This is a genomic window from Buchnera aphidicola (Brevicoryne brassicae) (genome assembly GCF_005082825.1).
GTDB classification, from domain to species: domain Bacteria; phylum Pseudomonadota; class Gammaproteobacteria; order Enterobacterales; family Enterobacteriaceae; genus Buchnera; species Buchnera aphidicola_AK.
The window spans coordinates 486,012-511,350 of the sequence record NZ_CP034882.1; the positions used below are offsets into that span (position 1 = coordinate 486,012).

Consider the following 25,339-nt stretch of genomic DNA (forward strand, 5'->3'; position numbering starts at 1 on the left):
ATGAAACAATATCTTAAATTAGTAAAAAAAATAATTAAGAATGGTAATCAAAAAAAAGATCGAACAGGTACAGGAACATTATCTATTTTTGGTTATAATATGAAATTTAATTTAAAAAAAGGTTTTCCTTTAATTACAACAAAAAAATGTCATATTTCATCTATTATTCATGAACTTCTATGGTTTCTAAAAGGTGATACCAATATTAAATACTTAAATGATAACAAAATATCAATTTGGGATCATTGGGCAGATGATTTTGGAGACGTTGGTCCAATTTATGGAAAACAATGGAGAAGTTGGAATACATTAGAAAACAAAAAAATTGATCAAATAAAAAATATATTAATAAAATTAAAAACGGATCCTGATTCTCGTAGAATTTTAGTCTCTAGTTGGAATGTTGGTGAAATAGATCAAATGAAATTACCTCCTTGTCATGTACTTTTTCAATTTTATGTTTTCAAAAAAACATTAAGCTGCCAACTTTATCAACGTTCCTGTGACGTATTTCTTGGTCTACCTTTTAACATAGCTAGTTATGCACTACTCATACACATGATAGCACAACAATGTAATTTAAAAGTAGGTGAATTTTTGTGGACAGGAGGGGATGTACATTTATATAACAATCATATTGAACAAGCAAAAAAACAAATAACAAGAACTCCTTTAAAACTTCCAAAATTAATGATTATTAAAAAACCAACATCATTATTTCAGTACTCCTTCAAAGACTTTAAAATTATTGGATATAATCCTTATTCTTCTATCAAGGCGAAAATATCTATATAAATATAAAAATTTTTATATAAAAACTTAGGCTGATTATTTACACATATGAAATATATATACATAAAAACTTGGGGCTGTCAAATGAATGAATACGATTCATCTATGATAGTCAAATCACTTGAAAAAAATAATGAATATTTAATTACTGAAAATGTAGAAAAAGCTAGTATCTTAATATTAAACACTTGTTCTATAAGAGAAAAAGCTCAAGAAAAAGTTTTCCATCAGCTAGGTAGATGGAGAAAATTAAAAAAAAATAATCCCGAAATTATTATTGCTGTAGGAGGTTGTGTTGCAACTCAAGAAGGTAAAGAAATTTTTAAAAGAGCTAATTACGTAGATATTGTATTTGGAACTCAAACATTACATAGATTACCAAAAATGATTTCTGAAGTAAAAAAAAACCGTAAATATTTTATAGATATTAGTTTTCCTAAACTAGAAAAATTTAATTATTCTTTACAACCTAAAAAAACTGGATGTACTGCATTTATTTCTATTATGGAAGGATGTAATAAATATTGTTCATTTTGTGTAGTACCATATACTAGAGGTAATGAAATTAGTCGACCATGTGATGATATTTTATTTGAAATATCAATTTTAGCAAAAAAAGGTGTAAGAGAAATTAATTTATTAGGACAAAATGTTAATGCATATCAAGGACCTACTTTTAATGGACAAATTTGCTATTTTTCTGAATTAATAAGATTAGTAGCTGAAATAGAAGGAATTGATAGAATTCGTTTTACCACAAGTAATCCTCTTGAATTTACTGATGATATTATTGAAGTATATCGCGATACACCAAAATTAGTAAGTTTTCTTCATCTTCCAGTACAAAGTGGTTCTAATAAAATACTTAGTCTAATGAAACGATCATATACAATAGAAGACTATCAATTTATTATTGAAAAATTAATCTCTGCTAGACCTGATATTCAAATAAGTTCGGATTTTATCGTAGGTTTTCCAGGAGAATCGGAAATAGATTTTCAAAAAACCATTATGTTTATAAAAAAAATCAATTTTGATATGAGTTTTAGTTTTATATATTCTAATAGACCTGGTACACCTGCATCTGAAATAAAAGACAATATTAATTTAAAAGAAAAGAAAAAACGTTTATATATTTTACAAAATATTATCAACATACAAACTATGATGTGGAGTAGAAAAATGTTTGGGAGCACACAATCAGTTCTAGTAGAAGGAATATCTAATATGAATGTTATGGAATTATATGGTCGAACAGAAAATAATAGAATTGTAACTTTCACCGGAAAATCTAGTATGATTGGACAATTTGTTAATTTAAAAATCACAAAAATACATACGCATTCGTTAAAAGGTGAATTAATTTAAAATAATTAAATAAAAAAATATGAATAATATTATTATAAATCTTCAAGTATGTTGTAAAAAAAATCAATTGATACCAAAAAAATTACATTTTAAACAATGGTTAAAAAAAGTATTTTATAAAAAAAAAACATTAATATCGTAACAATACGTATTGTAGATAAATCAGAAATGAAATATTTAAATTTTACCTATAGAGGTAAAAATAAATCAACAAACATCTTATCATTTCCTTGTAATAAATTTATAAAAATCAACCATAAATTATTAGGAGACTTAGTTTTATGTAAGCAAGTAATAGAATACGAATCTTTAAAATATAAAAAAAAATTAGAATCACACTGGGCTCATATAACAATACATGGAGCTTTGCATTTATTAGGATATGATCATCAAAATAAAAAAGAAGCATACATTATGGAAAAATTAGAAAATAAAATTATGTTATCTTTAAATTATAAAAAACCATATGTTGTTTAAAAATTATCAACCTTTATGTAAAAAATATTTCAACTCAGGCTTTTCTACCATAGAATAGTAAAATAAATTTTAAAAATAGACAATGTAAAATTATGAGTGATAATGATTCACAAAACTACGATAAAATTAATAGAAAAGGGTTTTTTTCTATTTTATTAAATCAAATTTTTCACGATGAACCTAAAAACCGAGAAGAACTATTAGTATTAATTCGTGATGCAGAACAAAACGAACTTATAGATGAAGATACTTGTCATATGTTAGAAGGAGTAATGCATATTGCTAAAAAGAGAATTAAAGAAATCATGATTCCAAGAACACAAATGATAACGTTGAAATTAAACTATAATTTAAATAAATGTCTTGACATTATTATTGAATCTGCACATTCACGATTTCCAGTAATGAATAGTGATAAAAATTATGTTGAAGGTTTTTTAATTGCAAAAGATTTATTACCTTTTATGAGGAGTGAAAACAGTATTTTTTGCATAAAAAATATATTAAGGCCAGCAGTTGTAGTTCCAGAAAGTAAATACGTAGATGGAATGTTAAGAGAATTTCGTTCAAAGAGAAATCACATGGCAATTGTGATAGATGAATTTGGTGCAGTTTCAGGTTTAGTAACAATAGAAGACATATTAGAATTAATTGTTGGAGAAATTGAAGATGAATATGATGAGGAAAAACTCAATATCAGAAAATTACAAAAATGTACATTCTCTATTAGAGCTCTAACAGAAATAAAAGAATTCAATGAAACTTTTAATACTAATTTTCAAGATGAAGAAGTAGATACTATAGGTGGATTGGTAATGAAAGAATTTGGTCATCTACCAAGTCGAGGAGAAAATTTAAACATTGATGGTTATGATTTTAAAGTTTCTATAGCAGACAGTAGAAAAATTATACAACTGCATGTTACTGTACCTGAAAACAAAATACCTGTTTTATTAGAAAAATAATAATATAATTTTTTTACAAATTCACTTTTAAGCATTTTGTTATAGAGATGAGATAATGGAAAAAGAATATTTACCAAAAAAAATAGAATCTTACGTACAAGAACACTGGAAAAAAAACAAAACTTTTCAAGTCGTTGAAGATATTAAAAAAGAAAAATATTATTGTCTTCCTATGCTTCCTTATCCTTCAGGAAAATTGCATATGGGTCATGTGAGAAATTACACTATTAGTGATGTTATCGCTAGATATCAAAGAATGCTGGGGAAAAATGTCTTACAACCAATGGGTTGGGATGCGTTCGGATTACCTGCTGAAGAAGCTGCTATAAAAAATAATACTATCCCATTGTCTTGGACAAATAAAAATATAAAATATATGAAAAAACAGCTTAAATCACTAGGTTTTAGTTATGATTGGAGCAGAGAAATTACAACATGTGATCCAGAATATTATCGATGGGAACAGTGGTTTTTTACTAAATTATATGAAAAAAAATTAGTTTATAAAAAAAATAGTCTTGTCAATTGGTGTTCTTATGATAACACTGTTTTAGCTAACGAACAAGTTGTTAATAATCGTTGTTGGCGCTGTCAAGGAAAAATAATAATTAAAAAAGTTCCTCAATGGTTTTTAAAAATAAGAAATTATGCCGAATCTTTATATCAAGATTTAAATCAATTAGTTAATTGGCCTGAAAATGTAAAAAATATGCAACGTAACTGGATAGGAAGAACAAAAGGATTTGAAATTACTTTAAACATTTTTAACACTAATCAAAAACTAAAAACATTTACTAATAGATTAGATCTAATAATGGGAGTCACATACATTTCAATATCTTTTTGTCATAAATTATCTATAAATTTATCTGAAACAAACAAAAAAATCCAACAATTCATAAAAAAATATCAATATATTTCACATGAAAAAATAGAAAAAATAAAATACGCAGGAATAAATACGAACCTATTTGCTATTCATCCTTTTACAAAAGAAAAAATACCCATTTGGATCACAGATTTTATTATGAAAGAATATGGAATAAATTCCATGTTATCTATTCCAGCACATAACGAAAATCATTGGAATTTTGCAATCAAACATAATTTGACAATAAAATATGTTATTTTAAATTCTAACAATCAAATAAATCATTTATATAATTCATTTATAGATAAAAAAGGAACGTTGATTAATTCACAAGAATTTAATGGTTTGAATTTTAAAACTGGTACAGAAAAAATAAAAAACATACTCATTCAAAAAAAAATATTAGTAAATAAAATTAATTATAAATTACAAGATTGGTGTATATCAAGACAAAGATATTGGGGAACTCCTATACCAATGGCGCAATTAAAAAATGGGAAATTGGTACCAATACCTAAAAATGAACTACCTGTTATTTTGCCGAAAATTAAAGAAAGTACTAGTCTAGCAAGAAATCCTATCAACCCTAATTCTGCATGGGCTAAAATTTCTATTAATAATCAAGATGCTATTAGAGAAACAGATACTTTTGATACATTCATGGAATCGTCTTGGTATTATGTACGATACACATGCCCAAATTTTAAAGAAGGGATGATTGATTTAATAGCATCAAAATATTGGTTACCTATTGATCAATATATTGGGGGGATTGAACATGCAATTATGCATTTGATATATTTTAGATTTTACCATAAATTACTCCGTGATTTCAAACTAGTTAATTTCGATGAACCTGTTAAAAATCTATTATGTCAAGGTATGGTACTTTCTGAAGCTTTTTACGAAATTGGAAATAATTTAGAACGAAATTGGATCCAATCATCATCAGTTTTAACAAAACGTGATTCAAAAGGAAAAATTATTAAATCATATAATCAAAAGGGGAAAAAAGTAATTTATGCAGGTATGATTAAAATGTCCAAATCTAAAAATAATGGAATTGAACCTGAATTGATAGTGAAACGGTATGGAGCTGATACAATCCGTTTATTTATAATGTTTGCTGCTCCTGTAGAATCTTCTTTGGAATGGAAGGAATCTGGTGTACAAGGAATACATCGTTTTCTAAAAAAACTTTGGACACTAATTTTTAATTATGTTCAAGTGCAAAACACACATTCTCAAATTAATTATTCTCTATTAAACAAACAACAAAATCAATTAAGATATCAATTACATAAAACTATTTCTAAAGTATCAGACGATATAGGTCGTCGAAAAACATTTAATACGGCTATTTCTTCAATAATGGAATTAGTAAATCATTTGATAAGAGCTCCAATAAAAGAGGAAGAAGATAAATCTATTATGCGAGAATGTTTGATTTGCGTAATAAAAATGCTATATCCATTCACACCTCATTTTTGTTTTATTACTTGGAGACACTTGCATGAAAAGACATGTATTGACGATGAAAAATGGCCAGTCTATAATAAAAAAATACTTATAAAAAAAAATAATATCATTATTGTTCAAATTAATGGAAAAAAAAGATGTACAATAGAAGTAGATAATAATTTAACTCAAGAAGAAGTACATTTATATGCAAAAAAACAAAATATTATTAAAAAATATTTACAAAATATTACTATAAAAAAAACAATATACATTCAAAATAAAATAATAAATTTTGTAGTATAAGAATAATTTCTTTAAAAATAAAATTACATTTTAATATGAATATTATTAATCCAGAAAAACTTAAACAAAATTTAATCAAAAAATTAAATTCTTGTTATGTATTTTTAGGAGAAGATTTTTGTTTATTAGAAAAGAATCAGAATTTAATTCTAAATTTTGCTAATCAGAAAGGATTCACAGAAATCATTATCATTGATGTAGAAAAAAATGAAGATTGGAAAAAAATTTTTAATTTTTATAAAAAAAGAAATTTATTTTTTAAAAAAACCACTTTAGTTGTTAACTTGATTATTAAAAAATTAAATATACAATTAATTAAAAACATTAATGAAATCCATCAGTTGTTTCATTTAGATATTTTAATAATATTAAAATTCAATCATCTATCTTGTTTTTTTGAAAAAAGTAAATCATTCGATGTATTAAAAAATCATGTAGATATAATCTCTTGCTTTACTCCATACAATGCAAATTTCATTAATTGGATAAAATACGAAATTAGTGAAAAAAACATAAAAATAGAAGAAAAAGCATTTTTTTTGTTATGTAAATATTATGAAGGTAATACTTTATTTATATATAAAACTTTAGATACATTATCAACAACATGGCCAAATACTTATATTAAAGTAGAAAAAATTAAAAAAATTATCATAAATTTTTTAAATTTTCTTCCAATACATTGGATTAATGCGATATTTCAAAATCATAAAATAAAAGCAATCTATATTTTAGATATATTTTGTAAAAAACAGTATAATCCTCTTATTTTAATACGTTCTTTGCAAAAAGATTTATTAATACTAATTTATATAAAACGTGAAAAACAAATTAATATCGATATGTTTTTGAAAAAAAATAATGTTGGGAATATAAGGTATAAATTTTTTAAAAACGCTCTTAAAAAAATTAATAATAAAAAATTTTTAAAAGCAATTAGAATTCTTTTAAAAATAGAAATAAGTATTAAAAAACAATACAATAGTTCCGTTTGGATTCAATTATTTCAATTAACTTTAACATTATGTTAGATAAAAGAATTTTGTCTTAATAAATTAATAAAATAAAAAAAATGAAAAAATTATATGCAATATTTGGAGGAAATTTTGATCCTATTCATTACGGTCACATTTATTCTTCTGAAAAGTTATTAAAAGAAATATCTATTAAAAAAATAATATTTTTACCAAACAATAACCCCCCACATAGAAAAAAAACAAAAACATCTATTGTCGATAGAATTAAAATGATTAAACTTGCTATCAATAAAAATTCTTTATTTCAAATCAGTTATTTAGAAACAAAAAAAAAACAAATTTTTTATACTATAGATACATTAAAAAAAATTAGAATACAAATAGGTTTGTTACAATCTTTATGTTTTATAATAGGAGAAGATAATCTTCAAAATTTACATCTTTGGAAAAACTGGAAAGAAATATTATCATATTCACATCTATTAATTTGCCCTAGAATTCATATAAAAAAAAATAATTATGAATTAGAAAATTGGATTAATTCTCATGTGACTAAAGACTTTAATTTACTTCATCAGAAATCGTATGGACTAATTTTCTTTTCAAAGATAGATACCATGAATATTTCCTCTAGCAAAATTAGAAAAAATTATTTTAATGGTAAAAGTTGTTATAAACTGTTACCAGATCTTGTAAATCAATATATTTTATCAAAAAATCTATATATGCATAAATAATAGTTATATTTTTTATGGTTCAATAATATTACGTTAATTTAAAAAAATACTTTTTTAGTTAAAAATAATGAAAAAAAAACATAATCTTATATTAAATTTAATTGGACTAAGATGTCCAGAACCAATTATGATTATTAGAAAAACTCTTCGTAGTATGAAAAAAAACGAAAAAATATTAGTTTTATCAGATGATCCTTCTACAAAAAGAGATATTCCTAATTTCTGTTATTTTATGGAACATCAATTATTAGAAAATAAAATTAAAACTAAACCTTATTATTATCTCTTAAAAAAGGGATTATAGAAAATAAATATTTAACATATACACTTAAATTTTAATATATCTAAATATATTAAAATATAGTGTATACATGAAACAATTAATTTTGTATTAAAAATATAAGATACTTACATATCAATTAATAAATTTAACATTCTTCTTAAAGGTTCTGCAGCACCCCATAAAAGTTGATCTCCTACGCTAAAAGCAGATATATATTTTTTACCCATATTTAATGTCCTTAAACGACCTACTGGTATATTTAAAGTACCAGTTACAGATGATGGAGTTAACTTTAATAACGTATCTTCAATATTATTCGGGATAATATTAACCCAATGATTATGATTTTTAATCATATCTTCAATAATATCTAAAGATATTACTTTTTTTAATTTAATAACAAATGATTGACTATGACATCGAAGTGAACCTATTCGTACACATAAACCATCAACAATAACTTGATTTTTAAATCCTAAAATTTTATTAGTTTCAAATTCACCTTTCCATTCTTCACGAGTTTGACCATTACTCATTTTTTTATCAATCCATGGTATTAAACTACCAGCTAATGGTACCGAAAAGTTTTTTATGGGAAAATTAGAACTACGAGATATTTGAGTTACTTTATTTTCTATATCTAAAACAGAAGAATTATTTAATAAATCTTTATGAGCAATATTATATAGCATTCCCATTTGTTGTAATAACTCTATTACATGACGGGCACCGGCACCAGATGCTGCTTGATAAGTAGAAACAGAAATCCATTCAATGAGTTCTTTTTCAAATAATCCTCCTAAAGCCATTAACATCAAACTAACTGTACAATTTCCTCCTACAAAAGTTTTAATACCCTTATTGATAGAATTATATATAAGTTTAGAATTAACTGGATCTAATATAATTATAGCGTTATGTTTTATTCGTAAAGTAGAAGATGCATCTATCCAATAACCTTTCCAACCAGTTTTTTGTAATTTTGGATAAACTTTTTCAGTATAAACACTGCCTTGACATGTGATAATAATATCCATCTCTTTTAATAATTCAATATCATAGGCATCTTTTAAATGTTTATCTAATATATTTTTTATTAAAGGAGCATCCTGACCAGATTGAGACGTTGAAAAAAAAATAGCACGAATTTTTGAAAAATCATTTTCTTCTTTCATTCGTTTCACTAAAACTGATCCAACCATACCTCTCCAACCTATGAATCCAACAGATTTTATCATTATAAAATATACGGATTATTTACATTAACAGCAGTTTTATATTAAATCTGATAAATCATTTAGTTAAAGTAAAAATTTTCCGCCTCCAGAAAGTAATAAATAAAGAAAAAATATATGCTTCTATTAATATAGAAATATAAAATTATATTTTTATTTTGAATATACTATAAAATTATAATTTTATATTAGAAATAAAACTTATATATAATTAATTTTTAATTATATTTTATATAAAAACATTGTAACTGAAAAAGGACATAAAAAATTAAAATGAATGAAATAATCTCTACAACTATATTGCTAATTCTAATTATGGATCCTTTAGGAAACCTTCCAATATTCATGACTGTATTAAAGCATCTAGAAGAGAAAAGAAGAAAAGTTATAGTCATAAGAGAGATGATTATAGCGTTAATTGTTATGCTACTATTCTTATTTGTTGGGGAAAAAATACTTATTATTTTAAATTTAAAAACTGAAACAGTTTCTATATCTGGAGGTATTATTCTTTTTTTAATTGCTATTAAAATGATTTTTCCATCTGAAGAAGATAATAATAATATTTCTTCAAATGAAGAACCTTTTTTAGTTCCTTTAGCTATTCCACTAGTTGCAGGTCCATCTTTATTGGCAACATTAATGTTATTATCACATCAATATTTGAATCATATGTCTTATTTGGTTGGATCACTTTTAATAGCGTGGTGTTTTACAGTTATAATATTATTATTATCTGGTTTGTTTTTAAAATTATTTGGCTCTAAAGGTGTTAGCGCCTTAGAAAGACTTATGGGTTTAGTTTTAATTATGCTTTCTACTCAAATGTTTCTTGATGGAATTGAAGCTTGGTTTAAAAATTAACATTAAATTTAAAATAAAAATACAAAATATATTATTGTTTAATTTTTTTAATAAATTTTAAATTAAAATAATTTTTATTTTTTTAATAACCTGTTATTGAAAAAATAGCAGGTTAAAATCAAAATATAAGAAAATTATTATAAAAAAAGGTACTATTATGAATGTCATAAAAATGACTGAATTAAATATAACAGGTAAAACACTACTAATCAGAAGTGATTTAAACGTTCCTATAAAAAATGGAATCATTCAATCTGAAGCTAGAATACTAGCGGCTCTTCCTACTATAGAAATGGCAATAAAAAAGAATGCAAAAATAATTATTATGTCTCATTTAGGAAGACCAAAAGAGGGATACTATGAACAAAAATATTCTTTATTACCTATATTTGAGTATTTGAAAAAAAAATTAAACTATACAAAAATATATTTTTCTAAAAATTATCTTCATGGGATTAAACTTAATCCAAGAGAAATTGTAATTTTAGAAAATGTTCGTTTTAATGTGGGAGAATTAGATAATGATAATGAACTATCTAAAAAATATGCTAATCTTTGCGATATATTTGTAATGGATGCTTTTGGAAGCGCTCATAGAATGCAGTCATCTACTTGTGGTATTGGAAAATTTGTAAAAATTGCATGTGCTGGACCCCTTTTAGTGAAAGAAATTAATTTTTTAAAAAAATCATTAGAACAACCAAACCGTCCTATGGTAGCTATAGTAGGAGGTGCAAAGGTATCAACTAAATTCAACGTATTACATAAATTATCTAAAATTGCAGATACTATAATAGTTGGAGGCGGTATAGCAAATACTTTCTTAGCAATTGATTATAAAATTGGAAAATCGTTATATGAACCAGACTTTGTATTAGATGCTAAAAAATTACGTGATAAATATAATATTATTGTACCTATTGATTCTCGTGTAGGAAAAAAATTTTGTAAAACTGAAAAATCCACAATAAAATTACCTCATAATATTAAAAAAAATGAAGAAATCATGGATTTTGGAGACGAAACTATTAAAAAAATTATCCAAATTCTTGAAATGTCTAAAACAATTATTTGGAACGGTCCTGTTGGAGTTTTTGAATTTCCAAATTTTTGTAAAGGAACAGAAGCAATTGCAAAAACAATTGCAAAAAGTGATGCATTTTCTATTGCTGGAGGCGGTGATACATTATCTGTTATCGATATGTTTAACATAAAAAATAACATTTCCTATATTTCAACTGGAGGCGGTGCTTTTTTAGAATTTATAGAAGGAAAAAAATTACCTGCAATAAATATGCTAGAAGAAAATTACAAAAAATACCAATCAATTAATTAATATCACTTAATTAAACATCATGTAATAGGACAAAAATTGAACATTTTAAATATAATTAAACCTGGTGTTGTAACAGGTGATGAAGCTCAAATAATATTTGAATTAGCTAAAAAGAAAAAATTTGCAATACCTGCTGTAAATTGTATAGGAACAGATTCTATAAATACTGTATTAGAAACAGCTGCTAGAGTTAGATCACCAGTTATTATTCAATTTTCTCATGGCGGAGCTTCTTTTATTGCAGGTTATAAAAAAAGATTTCCAATTGATCAGGAACAAGCAATTCAAGGATCTATATCTGGAGCTAAACATGTACATTTAATAGCAAAATATTACAAAATTCCAGTGATACTTCACACAGATCATTGTTCAAAAGAAATGTTATCATGGATTGATGGACTATTAAAAGTAGGTGAAAATTATTATCAAAAAAATAATAAACCTTTTTTTACATCTCATATGATTGATTTATCTAAAGAAAATTTAAAAGAAAATATATCTATTTGTAGTAAATATTTAAAAAAAATGAAGAAAATAAATATGATGTTAGAAATAGAATTAGGGTGTACAGGAGGAGAAGAAGATGGTGTAAATAATACAAAAATTAACAAAAACTTGCTTTATACAAAAGCAGAGGACGTTAATTATGCTTATGAAAAATTACATAAAATTAGTAAAAATTTTAGTATTGCTGCTTCGTTTGGTAATGTACATGGTGTATATCAACCTGGAAATGTTGATCTTAGACCTATTATTTTAAAACACTCACAAGAATATGTAAGTACTAAACATAATTTAAAAAAAAATCCATTAAATCTAGTTTTTCATGGAGGTTCAGGATCAAATTTAAAAGAAATAAAAGAATCTATTAAATACGGAGTAGTTAAAATGAATATTGATACTGATATGCAATGGGCTACATGGAATGGTGTACTAAATTTTTATAAAAAAAATAAAGAATTTTTACAAAATCAATTAGGAAATAATAATGATCAGCATAAACCTAATAAAAAATACTATGATCCAAGATCATGGATAAGAAAATCTCAAGAATCAATGTCAATCAGATTAGAACAGTCATTTAAAGAATTAAATGCTTTTAATATCTTATAAAATGTTTTTATAAAAAATTTTAATTTTATTCCGGGGAATAAGTAAAAATATTCTCCGAAATATTATTTTATTGAAAAATGTTTATATAATGAATTTTTATTTAATTTTTTAAATTAAAATTAAAAAATTATTTTAATATTTTAAAAAAACTACTAAAAAAATACACAGAGATAATAATGGATGAGTTAAACGTAGTAAATGATATTAATCATGCGGGAAATTGGTTAATGCGTAATCAAGAATTACTTCTTGAATATACAGTAAATCTAACATCTGCAATTATTATTTTGATTGCTGGAATGTTTATAGCAAAGATAATATCAAATGGGGTGAATCAAGTATTAATCACTCGTAATATTGATGTAACTATAGCTGGTTTTCTTTCAGCATTAATGCGATATATTATTATTACTTTTACACTTATTGCTGCATTAGGTCGAATTGGAGTACAAACAACATCAGTAATTGCTATATTAGGAGCAGCTGGTATGGCAATAGGCTTAGCATTGCAGGGTTCATTGTCTAATTTTGCAGCTGGTGTTTTATTGGTAACACTAAGACCATTAAAGACAGGAGAATATGTTGATCTAGGAAGTGTTGCAGGAACCGTTTTAAATATTCATATTTTTTATACGACACTGCGTACATTAGATGGAAAAATTGTAGTTGTACCAAATAATAAAATTATCTCTGGTAATATTATCAACTATTCTAGAGAACCAGCTCGTCGTAATGAATTTATCATAAGCGTATCATATAATGCTGATATTGATCTAGTTATAAAAGTTTTAAGAACTGTAATAGAAAATGAAGATAGAGTAATCAAAGATCGGGATATAATTATCGGACTTAGTGAATTAGCACCCTCTTCTTTAAATTTTATAGTACGTTGCTGGAGTAATACAAATGATTTAAACATAGTATACTGGGACTTAATGGCTGAATTTAAAAAAGCACTAGATAAACATAATATTAATATTCCTTATCCTCAAATAGATGTTCATCTTTACAAGAAAAAATAATATACAAACAAAAATTATTTTAAAATTTGTTATATTTTTTAATATTTATTTAAAAACAATTAGGTATTCATATTTATGTTTATCATTTATAAATCAAATAAACTTGATGTATTATTATCGAAAGCATGTCAAATTATTCAAAAAAAACCACTTTCCAATATTTTTGAAAAAGAAATTTTTATTCACGATAGTAAAATATTATTTCAATACTTAAATGTATTCTTTGCTAATAAAATAGGAATATCTACAAATCTTGAATTATATCATCCTAAAAATTTTATATGGAAAATTTTTGAAAAAATTTTATACAAAAAAAAAATAAAAAATAGATTTACTAAATCTAGTATAACTTGGGATATTATGAATATTTTAAATAATAAAAACTTTTTTAAATATATTAGAAAAAAAGATAATATATCTAAAAAATTTAAATTTTCATATTTAATGGCAAATATATTTGAAAAATATCTTATTTATCGTCCTAATTGGATTAATGAATGGGAAAAAAATGAAAAAAGATTATTTATTGATAAAAATGAAAGATGGCAAATTAAATTATGGCAAGAAATAAAAAATCATAGAAAAAAAAATCATCAATCAATCTATCATTTTTCAAATTTATTTAATAAATTTCAATCCTTAGAAAACGAAAAAAAAATACAAAAAAAAGATTTTCCCAATCGTTTCTTCATCATTTCTTCTTTTGCATTAAACCCTTCATATATAAAAATTTTTAAAATAATTAGCCAGTACACAAACATTTACTTTTTATATCTCACACCTTTTAAAAAAAATATATTTCACTTTGATTTAATTCAAAACAGTAATATTTTATCAAAAGAAAAAACAAGAAAAGAAAATATCTTAAATCATACAATATTATCGTTATGGGGAAAATATGAAGAATATTACATTCTAAAAATTATTTATTCTAAAAAAACGAAAAAAATCAATTACTTTCAAAAAACAGAAAACACTAATTTACTAAATAATATTAAAAATAATTTTCTTGAATTTAATTCCTTAAAAAATAACAAAACAAAAAGAAAAATGTTATCTTTAACAGATGATTCAATTTCTATAAATATTTGTTATAATATACATAACGAAATTGAAATTTTATATGAAAAACTATTGATATTTTTTAATAAAAACAAAAATCTTAAACCTAATGATATAGTAGTTACATGCTATTCAATTACTAAGTATGTTTCATCTATCAATTCAATATTCAAATCAAAAAATATTAAAGAAAACATTCCATTTTTTATTTCTACAAAATTTTCTAAAAAAACAGAAATAATATTATTATTCTTTAATAAAATATTAGATTTACCAAACAGTCGTTTTGAAAATGAAGAAATATTAGAATTTTTTGATATTCCAGAAGTGGCAAATAATTTTAATATTTCAGAAGAGGATATAAATATTTTATATTATTGGATAGAAGAAGCTAACATTCGATGGGGTATCGATTGTAAACATAAAAAAAAATTATTTTTTCCTGAAAACGAAGAAAATACGTGGAGTTGGGGTATCGAAAAATTACTTCTTAGTTATGCCACTAATCATACAAAAGGTATTTGGAACGATGTTTTATCGTGTAGTATCATCAATGGTTCTAGGGCAGAACTAATAGGAAAACTAATTATTTTTATAAACACACTTAAAAAATGGCAAAAAAAAACATCTAAATTAAAATATCCTTCATCTTGGCGTTCATTATTTAAAGACTTAATTAAAGATTTTTTCGAAAAAAAAAATAGAATAACAGAAGATATTCAAATTCTTTATAAAAACTGGATAGAAATGATTGATGATATTTCATCATGTAATTATAACAACAAAATTTCAATTAAAATATTAAAAAAAAATTTTACTCGTAAAATAAACTATAAAAATCAAAAATTCTTACCTGGAGTAATAAATTTTTGTCATCCATATGATGTATGCTATATACCTTTCAAAATAATATGTATTATTGGCGCAGACTCCCAAAATATTCCTAAAAAAAACAATGTAGATAGTTTTATTAATTTATTACATAAATATCCATGTATGGGTGATACAGACGTTTATGAAAAATATTGTTATTTATTTCTTCAAAGTATTTCTTGCACTCAAAGATATTTTTACGTAAGTTATGTTGGATATTCTATTAAAGATGAAAGTAAAATACATCCTTCAATATTAATAGATCAACTATTAAATTACATAACATTAAATTTCTTTATTTTTAATAGTCATCGTCTAAACATAGAAGACAATAAAAAGAAAATTACTAATCATTTATGTAAAACATATAAAAAACAATATTTTTATAGAAAGAAAAAAATAAAAAATACTCAAGATGTATTTAAAAATATAATTATTAAAAAAAATAAAAACGAAATATGTAATAAAAAATTATCAAAAAATAATTTTTTTAATCCAATCACTTTAAAAGATTTAATTTATTTTTGGAAAAATCCCATACGTTATTTTTTTAATAATTATTTAAAAATAAATTTTATTTCTAAAAAAGAAAAAATTAATAACACTGAGCCCTTTTCAGTAAAAAAACTAGATTCTTTTAGAATAAAAAAAATTTTATTAAATAAAATAATTAAGAAACAAGATACTAAAGAATTCTTACAATATTATACTCTTTCTGGTAAATTACCTTATGGTTTTTTTGGACAATGTTTTCTTAATAAAATAAAAACAGAAATGGAATCTATAGCTAAATTAGTTATAAAATATAAATCATTAACAAAAGAAAAAAAAATTGATTTAACTTTAAAAAAATTTCGAATAAATGGTGTTTTAGATGAAATACAAAGTAATGGTTTACTACGTTGGAAACCAAATGCAATTAATTATAGTGATCGCATTGGTTTATGGATAGAACATTTAGTTTATTCTTTAATAGAAGGTTTTGGAGAGAGTAAAATCATAGGTTATAAAAATCAAATATGGTCTTTTTCTCCTCTTGATCCTCAAACAGCATATAATTATCTTTATCAGTATATCCAAGGATATATAAAAGGTTCAAAAGAAATTATTTTATTAACAAAATCAGGTTCATCATGGCTTGATCAAGTTTATGATATAAAAAATAATTTTATTAAAAATGATGATAATACAAAAACAAAAGGATACAAAAAATTATTAGAAACTTGGATCGGAAATAATTATATTGAAGGAGAAAAAGAAGATTTATATGTCAAAAAAACAATTGAAGCGTTAGATAAAAATAATATAGAAAAAATTTGTCACACAGCTAAAACATGGTTGATTCCATTATTAAAAAATAAAAAATAAATAAAAATATATGAATTCTTATACTCCACAAAAACTGAATATTTTTAAAATACCACTTCATGGAGTTAATTTAATAGAAGCATCGGCGGGAACAGGAAAAACTTTTACCATTATATTATTATATTTACGTTTATTATTAGGTATAGGAGAAAAAAATAATAAAGTAAAAAAACTTTTAATACATGAAATACTAGTAGTTACTTTTACTAATGCTGCAAAAGAAGAATTATACTTACGTATTAAAGATGCCATTCAAAATTTATATTTAAATTGCATCAAAAAAACACAAAAAAAATCTTTTTTTAGCTTTTTTTTAAAAAAAATACATAACATAGAAGAAGCAATTGATGTACTAAATGAAGCTCAAAAAAATATAAATAATTTATCAATTTATACAATACATGGATTTTGTCAAAAAATATTACAATCATATACCTTTGATTTTAATTTTATTTTTGAAGAAAAAATTGTTGAAAATGAAGAAAATTTATATTTACAAGCTACACAAGATTTTTGGCGACGTTTTTTTTATAAATTACCAAAAAATATAATTAATATAATTAATAAAGATTATAAGAACCCAGAATGTCTTTTAAAACAAATCAAACCATTTTTAAATATAAAACCACTAAATTTTAAAAAAAATATTTTTAAAAATGAAACATTAATTGTATATCACGAAAAAAATATACAAGAAATCAATGATTTTAAAAAAATTTGGTTAATTCATCATCAAAAAATATTACAAAAAATTAATAAATTAATAATAAATAAAAAAATATATAGTCAATTTAATATTAATAGATGGGTTAATGATATTACAAAATGGTCAAAAAATACTACTAAAGATTATATCATTCCAAATTCATTGAAATATTTTACAAAGCAATATATAGAAAAAAACACAATAGGAAGCATTAATTTACAACATGTTTTTTTTGATGAAATCAGAAATATACTAAACAAAAATTTTTCACTAAAGAATATTGTTTTGTTTTATGCGATAAAAAATATCCCTAAAATTTTATCTAAAGAAAAAGAAAAAAAGTCATTACTAGGATTTAACGATTTATTAAGCTTTCTTTTAAAAACTATAAAGAAGGAAAATATTTTAAGAAATGTAATCAGTAAAAAATATCCTGTAACGTTTATTGATGAATTTCAAGATACTAATATTGAACAATATAAAATATTTGACTTAATATATAAAAAAAAAGCAAAAACAGCATTATTTCTAATAGGAGATCCAAAACAAGCAATATATAGCTTTAGAGGAGCTGATATTTTTTCTTATCTATATGCAAAAAACAAAATAAAAAAATACTATTATTTAAATACAAACTGGCGTTCTTCAATTAATATGTGTAAAGGTATTAATTATTTATTTTCTAAAAATAACAACCCATTTATATTTGAAAATCTTTCATATATACCTGTTTTACCTGCTTATGAAAATTCAAAAATGGATTTTAAAATTAAAGGAATTTCTCAAACTTCACTAAGTTTTTTTTTACAAGAAAAAAAAGAAGTAAATATAGAAAATTATCAAATTTGGATTGCAAAACAATGCGCAAATGAAATTAATTATTGGTTACATTGCGCAAAAATAGGAAAAGCTAAAATAACTACTAAAAAAGGAGAAAAAAATTTAAAATCTAGTGATATTGCTATATTAGTTAGAAATGGAAAGGAAGCAGATATTATTCAAAAAGAATTAAATAAATTAAATATAGTTTCTATTTACTCCTCTCATAAGAATAATATATTTCAAACTTTTGATGCTCAGGAATTTCTATGGATATTAGAATCTATTTTAGAACCTACTAATGAAAAACTATTGCAACAATCTATTTCAACAAATATTTTAAATACAATATTTTCTAGAAATAAAAAAAAATCAAGAAATGAATATTTACATTTTATAATAGAAAAACTATATAAATATCAAAGCATCTGGAATAAAAAAAATATATTTCATATGACTAAAACCATAATATTAGACTATCAAAATACTTTAAGTTCTTTAAAAATGGATGTAGTAAACTATCAAACAATTTTAAATTTTTTACATATAGCAGAATTATTAGAAGAAAAATTTAGATGTTTTGTAAAAAAATTTTTTTTGGTAAAATGGCTAGAAAAAAAAATACAGAAAAAAACACAACCTTCGTACAGTGAATTAGTTAAATATTTTAATCAATCTCAATCAGTTAAAATTATTACTATACATAAATCAAAAGGATTAGAATACCCTCTTGTTTGGATACCTTTTAGTATAAATTTCACTCAATCAACATTACCTTTATATCACAATAAAAAAACCTTTAAAATGTTTTTTGATGAAACAAAGCACAATAAAAGTGTAGCAAAATCAGATAAAGAAAGATTAGCAGAAGATATTCGGTTTTTATATGTGGCAATTACAAGATCAATTCTTCATTGTAGTATTGGAATAGCATGCTTAAAAAAGAAAAGAAAAAAAAATATTAATAATAATGATCTTCATTTAAGTGGTTTAGGATATATTATTCAGAATGGCAATCCTATGAATTATGAAAATTTATTTAATAAACTAAGTGAATTAAAAAAAAACAATATTATAGAGATTAAAAGCAAAACGATTGATTTCAAATCAACTTTAGAAAAAAAAGAGAATATTTCTTTAATACAAGATCCTATTTTATTAAATAGAAAAATTGATAATGTTGAAAAAATAACTAGCTTTACTAAACTAAGTCAAGAAAATAAATTATTCGTCTATAATAATCAAGAAATTATTTTAGCAAATTTTTCAATAGAAAAAAAATCAAATAAAAATCATTTAGAAATACATAATTTTCCTAAGGGAAATATGTCTGGAATATTAATCCATGATATATTAAAAAATTTAAATTTTTCAAAGGAAAAAAAAATAAATTGGTTTGTTAAAATTTTAGAAAAATATAATATATCTCAAAAATGGTCTTCAATATTAATGTCTTGGACATATGAGATTATAAATACTCCTTTACATAATCAAAAAATTATTTTATCAAAGTTAAAAGAAAAGTCATATACAAAAGAGTTAGAATTTTTTTTACCTATTAAAAATATTTTATGTTGTAAAAAATTAAACAAAATCATTCAAAAATTTGATCCTATATCTACACTTGCTCCAAAAATATTTTTTAATCCTGTTTCAGGAATATTAAAGGGATTTATTGATTTAGTTTTTTTTTGGAATCACAAATATTACATAATAGATTATAAATCTAATTGGTTAGGAAAAAATGAAAGTTTTTATTCTTATGAATATATAAAAAAAGAAATTATAAAAAAACGATATGATATACAATATCAAATATACACTATAGCAATAAATCAATATTTAAAAACAAAAATAAAAAACTATGATTACAAAACTCATTTTGGTGGTATATTTTATATTTTTTTACGAGGTATAAAAAATAAAAAAAATAATGGAATTTTTTATATTTTTCCAGATAATTTATTAATAGAAGAATTAATTGTTTTAATTTCATAAACAATAGGTTATAAAACAATGAGTATATTTATATTAATGAAAGAAGCTCTACAAAAAAAAATGATACGGCCAATTGATTTTTATTTTGGAGAATTTATTTCACAAAAAAATAGTATTTTGATGTTAGTCGCAACCTGTGTAAGCTATGAAAACAGCAATGGTCATATTTATTTGCCAATTAAATATTTTAAAAAAAATTATTTTTTTTCTGTTTTTAATCAAAAACTAGTTGAAAAAATTTTAATTATTTTAGGAAAAAAAGCAAAATGGGAAGAAGAATTACTAAAACATTCATCTGTTGGTAACGGTTCTATTTTAACCCCTTTGGTTTTATTTAAAAAAAAAATATATCTTTATAAAATGTGGAAAGCTGAAGATAATATTTTAAAAATTTTAGATAAAGAATATAAACCAAAAATTAATAAAAAAATATGTTCTAGAATATTAGATAATTTATTTCCTACTAATAAAAAAAATATACAAAAAATAGCAGTAGCATTAACTTTAATAAATAATATAACATTTATTGTTGGTGGTCCTGGAACTGGAAAAACTACTACTATATTAAAAATAATTATTGCATTAATAAAAAGCTCAAAAAAATCAATAAAAATTCAATTATCTGCACCTACTGGAAAAGCAACAACGCATTTAAATGAAATTGTAAAAAATAATATTTTTAATCTTTATCTTTCCGAAAAAGAAAAAAAAAATATCCCTTATAATGCTTTAACAATACATAACCTGCTAGGTATTCAAAAAATATCCCAAAAAAGTTTTTTTGAAAGAAATAGTGTATCACGTTTAGATGTACTAATTGTTGATGAAAGTTCAATGATAGATATTTTAATGATGGAAAAAATATTTTGTTCAGTATCAGAAAATACCAAATTAATTTTTATAGGTGATCATAAGCAATTACGTCCAATAGAAGCAGGTTTTATTTTAAAAGATATTTGTTACTATGCTAATTATGGATATAATTCAAAAACTTTAGATTATATTAAAGAACTAACAAAGTATATTTTTTTAAAAAAAAGTAATAAAAAAAAATCAAATTTTATAAGTAATAAGATATGTACATTAAAAAAAGTTTATAGATTTAATAAAAATTCAGGAATTTATTTTTTATCAAATGCTATTTACAAAAAAAATAAAGAAATTATTGCAAATTTATTTAAAAATACTATAAAAAACATTTTTTTTCATGAAACAAATTCTATTAAACAATACAAAAAAATGATCGAATATATTACTTCTAATTATAAAAATTTTTGGGATAAAATACACAAAAAAACTAAAATAAAAGAAATAATAAAAACTTTTCAAAGTTATCAAGTATTATGTATGTTAAACCATAGCCCATTTGGTGTATATGCTTTAAATCAACAATTAGAACAAGACATGCATAAAAAAAAAATGATTAAATATTTTTACGTTAATGATAAAACATGGTACATCGGAAAACCTATTGTAATTACTAAAAATAATGAATGCTTAGAAGTATTTAATGGGAATATAGGTATCACAAATGTCAGTGAAAAGGGTATTTTACAAGTATCTTTTTTACAGGCAAATGATAATATTCAAAATATTCCAGTAAAAATTTTAAGAGATTATGAGACGGCTTGGACTACCACTGTCCACAAATCTCAAGGATCTGAATTCACTAACACAATTTTAATATTACCAAATTTTTATTCACAAATTTTAAACAAAGATATTTTATATACTGGCTTAACAAGATCTCGAGAAACATTAAATATTTTTTCAACAAAAGACATTTTTCTAAAAACAATTGCAAAAAAAATAGATATAAAAAATAGTTTAATAGATAGAATTAATGATTTTTAATCATACTTAAAAAAACTTTTAATAAAATCTTTGAAAAAGATATTTTAAAATACATCAGTTATTAAAATTTTAGAACCACGCTGATAATTATACATTTTCTTTTTGCTTTCAGGAAGTGTTTCAATATTAGCTAAAACAAAACCTTTCTCTTGAAACCAATGAATACTTTTAGTAGTCAATACGAAAATTTTCTTTAAATTCATTTTTTGAGCACGAATTTTTATTTTTTTTAATAAAAGATTTCCTCTAGAAGAATTTCGATAGTCTGGATGAACTGCTACGCAAGCCATTTCTCCTATTTTTTCTTTTATAAAAGGATATAATGCTGCACAAGCAATTGTTAAATTATCACGTTCAATAATGGTAAATTTATCTATTTCTATTTCTAACTGTTCTCTTGATCTGCGAACTAAAATTCCTTTTTTTTCTAAAGGACGAATTAATTCTAATATACCCCCAATATCATTAATACTTGCTTCTCTAATTTTTTCTGCAGATTCCATTACTATTTGTGTACCAATACCTTCACGTGAAAATAATTCTTGTAATAATGCTCCATTTTTATGATAACTGATTAAATGACTACGATTTACTCCACTTTTACATGCCTTTATCGCTCCTCTTAAAAAACGCACGGTTGAAGAAATATAATCACCTAAATTTTCTAATTTTTTAATTTTACTTCTAATTTCATCTGGAAGTAATTCAGAAATAGTTTTACCTTTATCATTTATAACTCCTTGTTTACAACAAAAACCTATCATTTTTTCTGCTTTTAAAATAATACTAACTTGAGTTGCTATTTCTTCAGAAGTTACATTAAAACTTTCTCCTGTAACCGAAACTGCAACAGGACCAATTAAAACTATAGATCCATTTTTTAATTGACAATCAATTGCATTTTTATCGATTCTTCTAATTCGACCACTGTGACAATAATCTATACCGTCATCTACACCTAATGGTTGAGCAATAATGAAATTACCACTTACTACATTAATGTTTGCTCCTTGAAGAGGAGTGTTATTTAAACTCATTGATAAACGTGCTGTAATATCTAGTTGCAATCTTCCTGCTGCTTGTTTTACTTGTTCTAAAGATGCTAAATCAGTTATACGTATATATTTATGATAAATAATTTTAATGTTTTTTTCACTTAAAATAGCATTAATTTGAGGGCAAGAACCGTATACGACTACTAAACGAATACCTAAACTATGTAATAATCCTATATCATTAATGATACCAGAAAAATTTCCATATTTAATTGCCTCACCGCCTAACATTATTACAAACGTTTTACCACGATGAGCATTAATGTAAGGAACACTGTGACGAAAACCCTGAACTAATTCAGTAGTACGTTCTTTCATGACAATCCTCTTGCATTTTTACTGCAACCTATATATTATTTTTATACACATATAATTGAAATAGTAAGAATTTTAAAAATAAATAAAAATATTAATTTATATAAAAAAATTTGGAAGGTTTTTAAAAAAAGATGGGATTTAAGTTAAATTAAAAATTTTAAAACTTGACTGGTAATAAATTGGTTGCGGGGGCTGGATTTGAACCAACGACCTTCGGGTTATGAGCCCGACGAGCTACCAGACTGCTCCACCCCGCGTTTATAAACAGAATAATACACCTTTATAAAAAATAATACAACATTTTTTTATAAAAAAATCATTTTTATTTAAAATAAATATTACTAAAAAAATATATTTTATATATAATAAAAAAATGAATAAAATAGAAAAAATAATATTTTTAATCTTGTTGTCTATATTTTTAATAAGTTGTAAAAATAAATCTTTTAACCGAGGACAACAATATAAAAAAATACTAGTAAAAAATGTAACAAAAATTAAAAAAATAAATATTACAAGCAAAATAATCAATCAAGAATCATTTCTTATTCAAATTAAAGCTATTAAAAAATCATCTCCATCTTTATATTTAAAAAATAAATCTATATATAATAAAATTACATATTGGCTAAAAAAAAACTCTAATATTAATGAATTTAATAAATTCGGTATTAATTCATTTCAAATGAAAGGTATAGATAACTATGGAAATGTTAAAATAACCGGTTATTATACTCCAATAATAGAAGCTAGAAAAATCAAAAAAGATAAATTTAAATATCCGATATATTCTATGCCTTATGATATTAAAAAACATCAATTTTTACCGAAAAGAAAAGATATATATAATGGAATTTTAGATAAAAAGTATATTTTAGCTTATAGCAATTCTTTAATAAATAATTTTATCATGGAAATTCAAGGAAGTGCTTTTATAAATTACGGTAATAAAAAACCATTAACTTTTTTCAGTTATGCAGGAAAAAATGGTTGGCCTTATAAATCCATTGGTCAAATTTTAATTAATCGGGGTCAAATAGAAAAAAAAAATATGTCTATGCAAGAAATTAAAAAATGGTGTAATAAACATACACAGAAAGAAATACAAAATTTATTTGAAGAAAATAAATCGTTTGTATTTTTTAAAGAAACAAAAAGAAAACAAGTATATGGCGCAAGTGCTATTCCATTAATATCTAAAGCTTCGATAGCCGCAGATAGTTCTATAATAAAAAAGGGTAGTGTGATCTTATTACAAATGCCTATATTAAACAAAAAAGGTATATTTATTAACAAATATGAGATGCGTTTAGTTATTGCATTAGATGTAGGAGGTGCCGTTAAAGGACAACATTTTGATGTTTACGAAGGAATTGGAGAAGAAGCAGGAATATTAGCAGGATTTTATAATCATTATGCATATGCTTGGATATTAAATACAAAATAATTAAAAAAAATTATATCATTCACATACTTAAAAAC

18 protein-coding genes and 1 tRNA gene are annotated in these 25,339 nt (G+C 23.1%); 16 read left to right on the forward strand and 3 right to left on the reverse strand.

Features of this window, described 5'->3' with window-relative positions; genetic code table 11:
* From thyA to tusA, 8 genes are all read left to right on the forward strand, one after another.
* Positions 1 to 795: a thymidylate synthase gene (gene thyA, locus D9V66_RS02250; protein ID WP_158365821.1), complete on the forward strand. Its 795-nt coding sequence runs from the start codon at positions 1 to 3 to the stop codon at positions 793 to 795.
* 45 nt (positions 796 to 840) lie between these two features.
* On the forward strand, positions 841 to 2,160 hold the full coding sequence (gene miaB / locus D9V66_RS02255) for a tRNA (N6-isopentenyl adenosine(37)-C2)-methylthiotransferase MiaB (protein WP_158365822.1): 1,320 nt from the start codon (positions 841 to 843) through the stop codon (positions 2,158 to 2,160).
* Between the two features lie 168 nt (positions 2,161 to 2,328).
* Entirely contained in the window at positions 2,329 to 2,637 is a 309-nt protein-coding gene (gene ybeY / locus D9V66_RS02260) for an rRNA maturation RNase YbeY (protein WP_261979317.1), read from the forward strand.
* 92 nt (positions 2,638 to 2,729) lie between these two features.
* Complete coding sequence (gene corC / locus D9V66_RS02265; protein ID WP_158365824.1) at positions 2,730 to 3,602, forward strand: CNNM family magnesium/cobalt transport protein CorC; 873 nt, start codon at positions 2,730 to 2,732, stop codon at positions 3,600 to 3,602.
* 55 nt (positions 3,603 to 3,657) lie between these two features.
* Positions 3,658 to 6,237 carry a leucine--tRNA ligase gene (gene leuS / locus D9V66_RS02270; RefSeq protein ID WP_158365825.1) on the forward strand — a complete coding sequence of 860 codons (2,580 nt, stop codon included), beginning with the start codon at positions 3,658 to 3,660 and terminating at the stop codon, positions 6,235 to 6,237.
* 35 nt (positions 6,238 to 6,272) lie between these two features.
* The gene (gene holA, locus D9V66_RS02275) at positions 6,273 to 7,268 is read left to right on the forward strand and encodes a DNA polymerase III subunit delta (RefSeq protein ID WP_158365826.1); all 996 of its coding nucleotides are present in this window, start codon (positions 6,273 to 6,275) and stop codon (positions 7,266 to 7,268) included.
* A gap of 41 nt (positions 7,269 to 7,309) precedes the next feature.
* Positions 7,310 to 7,951 (forward strand): nicotinate-nucleotide adenylyltransferase, encoded by a 642-nt coding sequence (gene nadD / locus D9V66_RS02280; protein ID WP_158365827.1) that lies wholly within the window; start codon positions 7,310 to 7,312, stop codon positions 7,949 to 7,951.
* 67 nt (positions 7,952 to 8,018) lie between these two features.
* Positions 8,019 to 8,255 (forward strand): sulfurtransferase TusA, encoded by a 237-nt coding sequence (tusA, locus tag D9V66_RS02285; RefSeq protein WP_158365828.1) that lies wholly within the window; start codon positions 8,019 to 8,021, stop codon positions 8,253 to 8,255.
* A 104-nt stretch (positions 8,256 to 8,359) separates the two neighbouring features.
* On the opposite strand, the gene asd is transcribed toward tusA, so the two are convergent.
* Entirely contained in the window at positions 8,360 to 9,469 is a 1,110-nt protein-coding gene (gene asd, locus D9V66_RS02290) for an aspartate-semialdehyde dehydrogenase (protein WP_187308386.1), read from the reverse strand.
* Between the two features lie 273 nt (positions 9,470 to 9,742).
* Here asd and D9V66_RS02295 point away from each other — a divergent pair, with 273 nt between their 5' ends.
* The 7 genes from D9V66_RS02295 (at position 9,743) to recD (ending at position 22,484) form a co-directional block, all read left to right on the forward strand.
* Entirely contained in the window at positions 9,743 to 10,333 is a 591-nt protein-coding gene (locus D9V66_RS02295) for a YhgN family NAAT transporter (RefSeq protein ID WP_158365830.1), read from the forward strand.
* A 157-nt stretch (positions 10,334 to 10,490) separates the two neighbouring features.
* Entirely contained in the window at positions 10,491 to 11,669 is a 1,179-nt protein-coding gene (locus D9V66_RS02300) for a phosphoglycerate kinase (protein WP_158365831.1), read from the forward strand.
* Positions 11,670 to 11,705: 36 nt separating this feature from the next.
* Positions 11,706 to 12,782, forward strand: coding sequence for a class II fructose-bisphosphate aldolase (fbaA, locus tag D9V66_RS02305; protein ID WP_158365832.1), 1,077 nt, complete (start codon positions 11,706 to 11,708; stop codon positions 12,780 to 12,782).
* Positions 12,783 to 12,958: 176 nt separating this feature from the next.
* Positions 12,959 to 13,804: a small-conductance mechanosensitive channel MscS gene (gene mscS / locus D9V66_RS02310; protein WP_158365833.1), complete on the forward strand. Its 846-nt coding sequence runs from the start codon at positions 12,959 to 12,961 to the stop codon at positions 13,802 to 13,804.
* Between the two features lie 75 nt (positions 13,805 to 13,879).
* The gene (gene recC / locus D9V66_RS02315; RefSeq protein ID WP_158365834.1) at positions 13,880 to 17,107 is read left to right on the forward strand and encodes an exodeoxyribonuclease V subunit gamma; all 3,228 of its coding nucleotides are present in this window, start codon (positions 13,880 to 13,882) and stop codon (positions 17,105 to 17,107) included.
* Positions 17,108 to 17,117: 10 nt separating this feature from the next.
* Positions 17,118 to 20,630 carry an exodeoxyribonuclease V subunit beta gene (recB, locus tag D9V66_RS02320; RefSeq protein WP_158365835.1) on the forward strand — a complete coding sequence of 1,171 codons (3,513 nt, stop codon included), beginning with the start codon at positions 17,118 to 17,120 and terminating at the stop codon, positions 20,628 to 20,630.
* Positions 20,631 to 20,654: 24 nt separating this feature from the next.
* Positions 20,655 to 22,484 carry an exodeoxyribonuclease V subunit alpha gene (recD, locus tag D9V66_RS02325; protein WP_158366041.1) on the forward strand — a complete coding sequence of 610 codons (1,830 nt, stop codon included), beginning with the start codon at positions 20,655 to 20,657 and terminating at the stop codon, positions 22,482 to 22,484.
* Between the two features lie 44 nt (positions 22,485 to 22,528).
* Here recD and argA read toward each other — a convergent pair whose 3' ends face one another.
* Complete coding sequence (gene argA, locus D9V66_RS02330) at positions 22,529 to 23,857, reverse strand: amino-acid N-acetyltransferase (protein WP_158365836.1); 1,329 nt, start codon at positions 23,855 to 23,857, stop codon at positions 22,529 to 22,531.
* Between the two features lie 180 nt (positions 23,858 to 24,037).
* A tRNA-Met gene (locus D9V66_RS02335) sits at positions 24,038 to 24,114 on the reverse strand.
* 116 nt (positions 24,115 to 24,230) lie between these two features.
* Here D9V66_RS02335 and mltA point away from each other — a divergent pair.
* Positions 24,231 to 25,304, forward strand: coding sequence for a murein transglycosylase A (mltA, locus tag D9V66_RS02340; RefSeq protein WP_158365837.1), 1,074 nt, complete (start codon positions 24,231 to 24,233; stop codon positions 25,302 to 25,304).
* The last annotated feature ends 35 nt before the right edge of the window (positions 25,305 to 25,339 follow it).

Excerpts from the sequence above, each read along its gene's own strand:
- thyA (WP_158365821.1), top strand. The coding sequence starts at position 1 with ATGAAACAATATCTTAAATTAGTAAAAAAAATAATTAAGAATGGTAAT.
- miaB (WP_158365822.1), top strand. The coding sequence starts at position 841 with ATGAAATATATATACATAAAAACTTGGGGCTGTCAAATGAATGAATAC.
- ybeY (WP_261979317.1), top strand. The coding sequence starts at position 2,329 with ATGAAATATTTAAATTTTACCTATAGAGGTAAAAATAAATCAACAAAC.
- corC (WP_158365824.1), top strand. The coding sequence starts at position 2,730 with ATGAGTGATAATGATTCACAAAACTACGATAAAATTAATAGAAAAGGG.
- leuS (WP_158365825.1), top strand. The coding sequence starts at position 3,658 with ATGGAAAAAGAATATTTACCAAAAAAAATAGAATCTTACGTACAAGAA.
- holA (WP_158365826.1), top strand. The coding sequence starts at position 6,273 with ATGAATATTATTAATCCAGAAAAACTTAAACAAAATTTAATCAAAAAA.
- nadD (WP_158365827.1), top strand. The coding sequence starts at position 7,310 with ATGAAAAAATTATATGCAATATTTGGAGGAAATTTTGATCCTATTCAT.
- tusA (WP_158365828.1), top strand. The coding sequence starts at position 8,019 with ATGAAAAAAAAACATAATCTTATATTAAATTTAATTGGACTAAGATGT.
- D9V66_RS02295 (WP_158365830.1), top strand. The coding sequence starts at position 9,743 with ATGAATGAAATAATCTCTACAACTATATTGCTAATTCTAATTATGGAT.
- D9V66_RS02300 (WP_158365831.1), top strand. The coding sequence starts at position 10,491 with ATGAATGTCATAAAAATGACTGAATTAAATATAACAGGTAAAACACTA.
- mscS (WP_158365833.1), top strand. The coding sequence starts at position 12,959 with ATGGATGAGTTAAACGTAGTAAATGATATTAATCATGCGGGAAATTGG.
- recC (WP_158365834.1), top strand. The coding sequence starts at position 13,880 with ATGTTTATCATTTATAAATCAAATAAACTTGATGTATTATTATCGAAA.
- recB (WP_158365835.1), top strand. The coding sequence starts at position 17,118 with ATGAATTCTTATACTCCACAAAAACTGAATATTTTTAAAATACCACTT.
- argA (WP_158365836.1), bottom strand. The coding sequence starts at position 23,857 with ATGAAAGAACGTACTACTGAATTAGTTCAGGGTTTTCGTCACAGTGTT.
- mltA (WP_158365837.1), top strand. The coding sequence starts at position 24,231 with ATGAATAAAATAGAAAAAATAATATTTTTAATCTTGTTGTCTATATTT.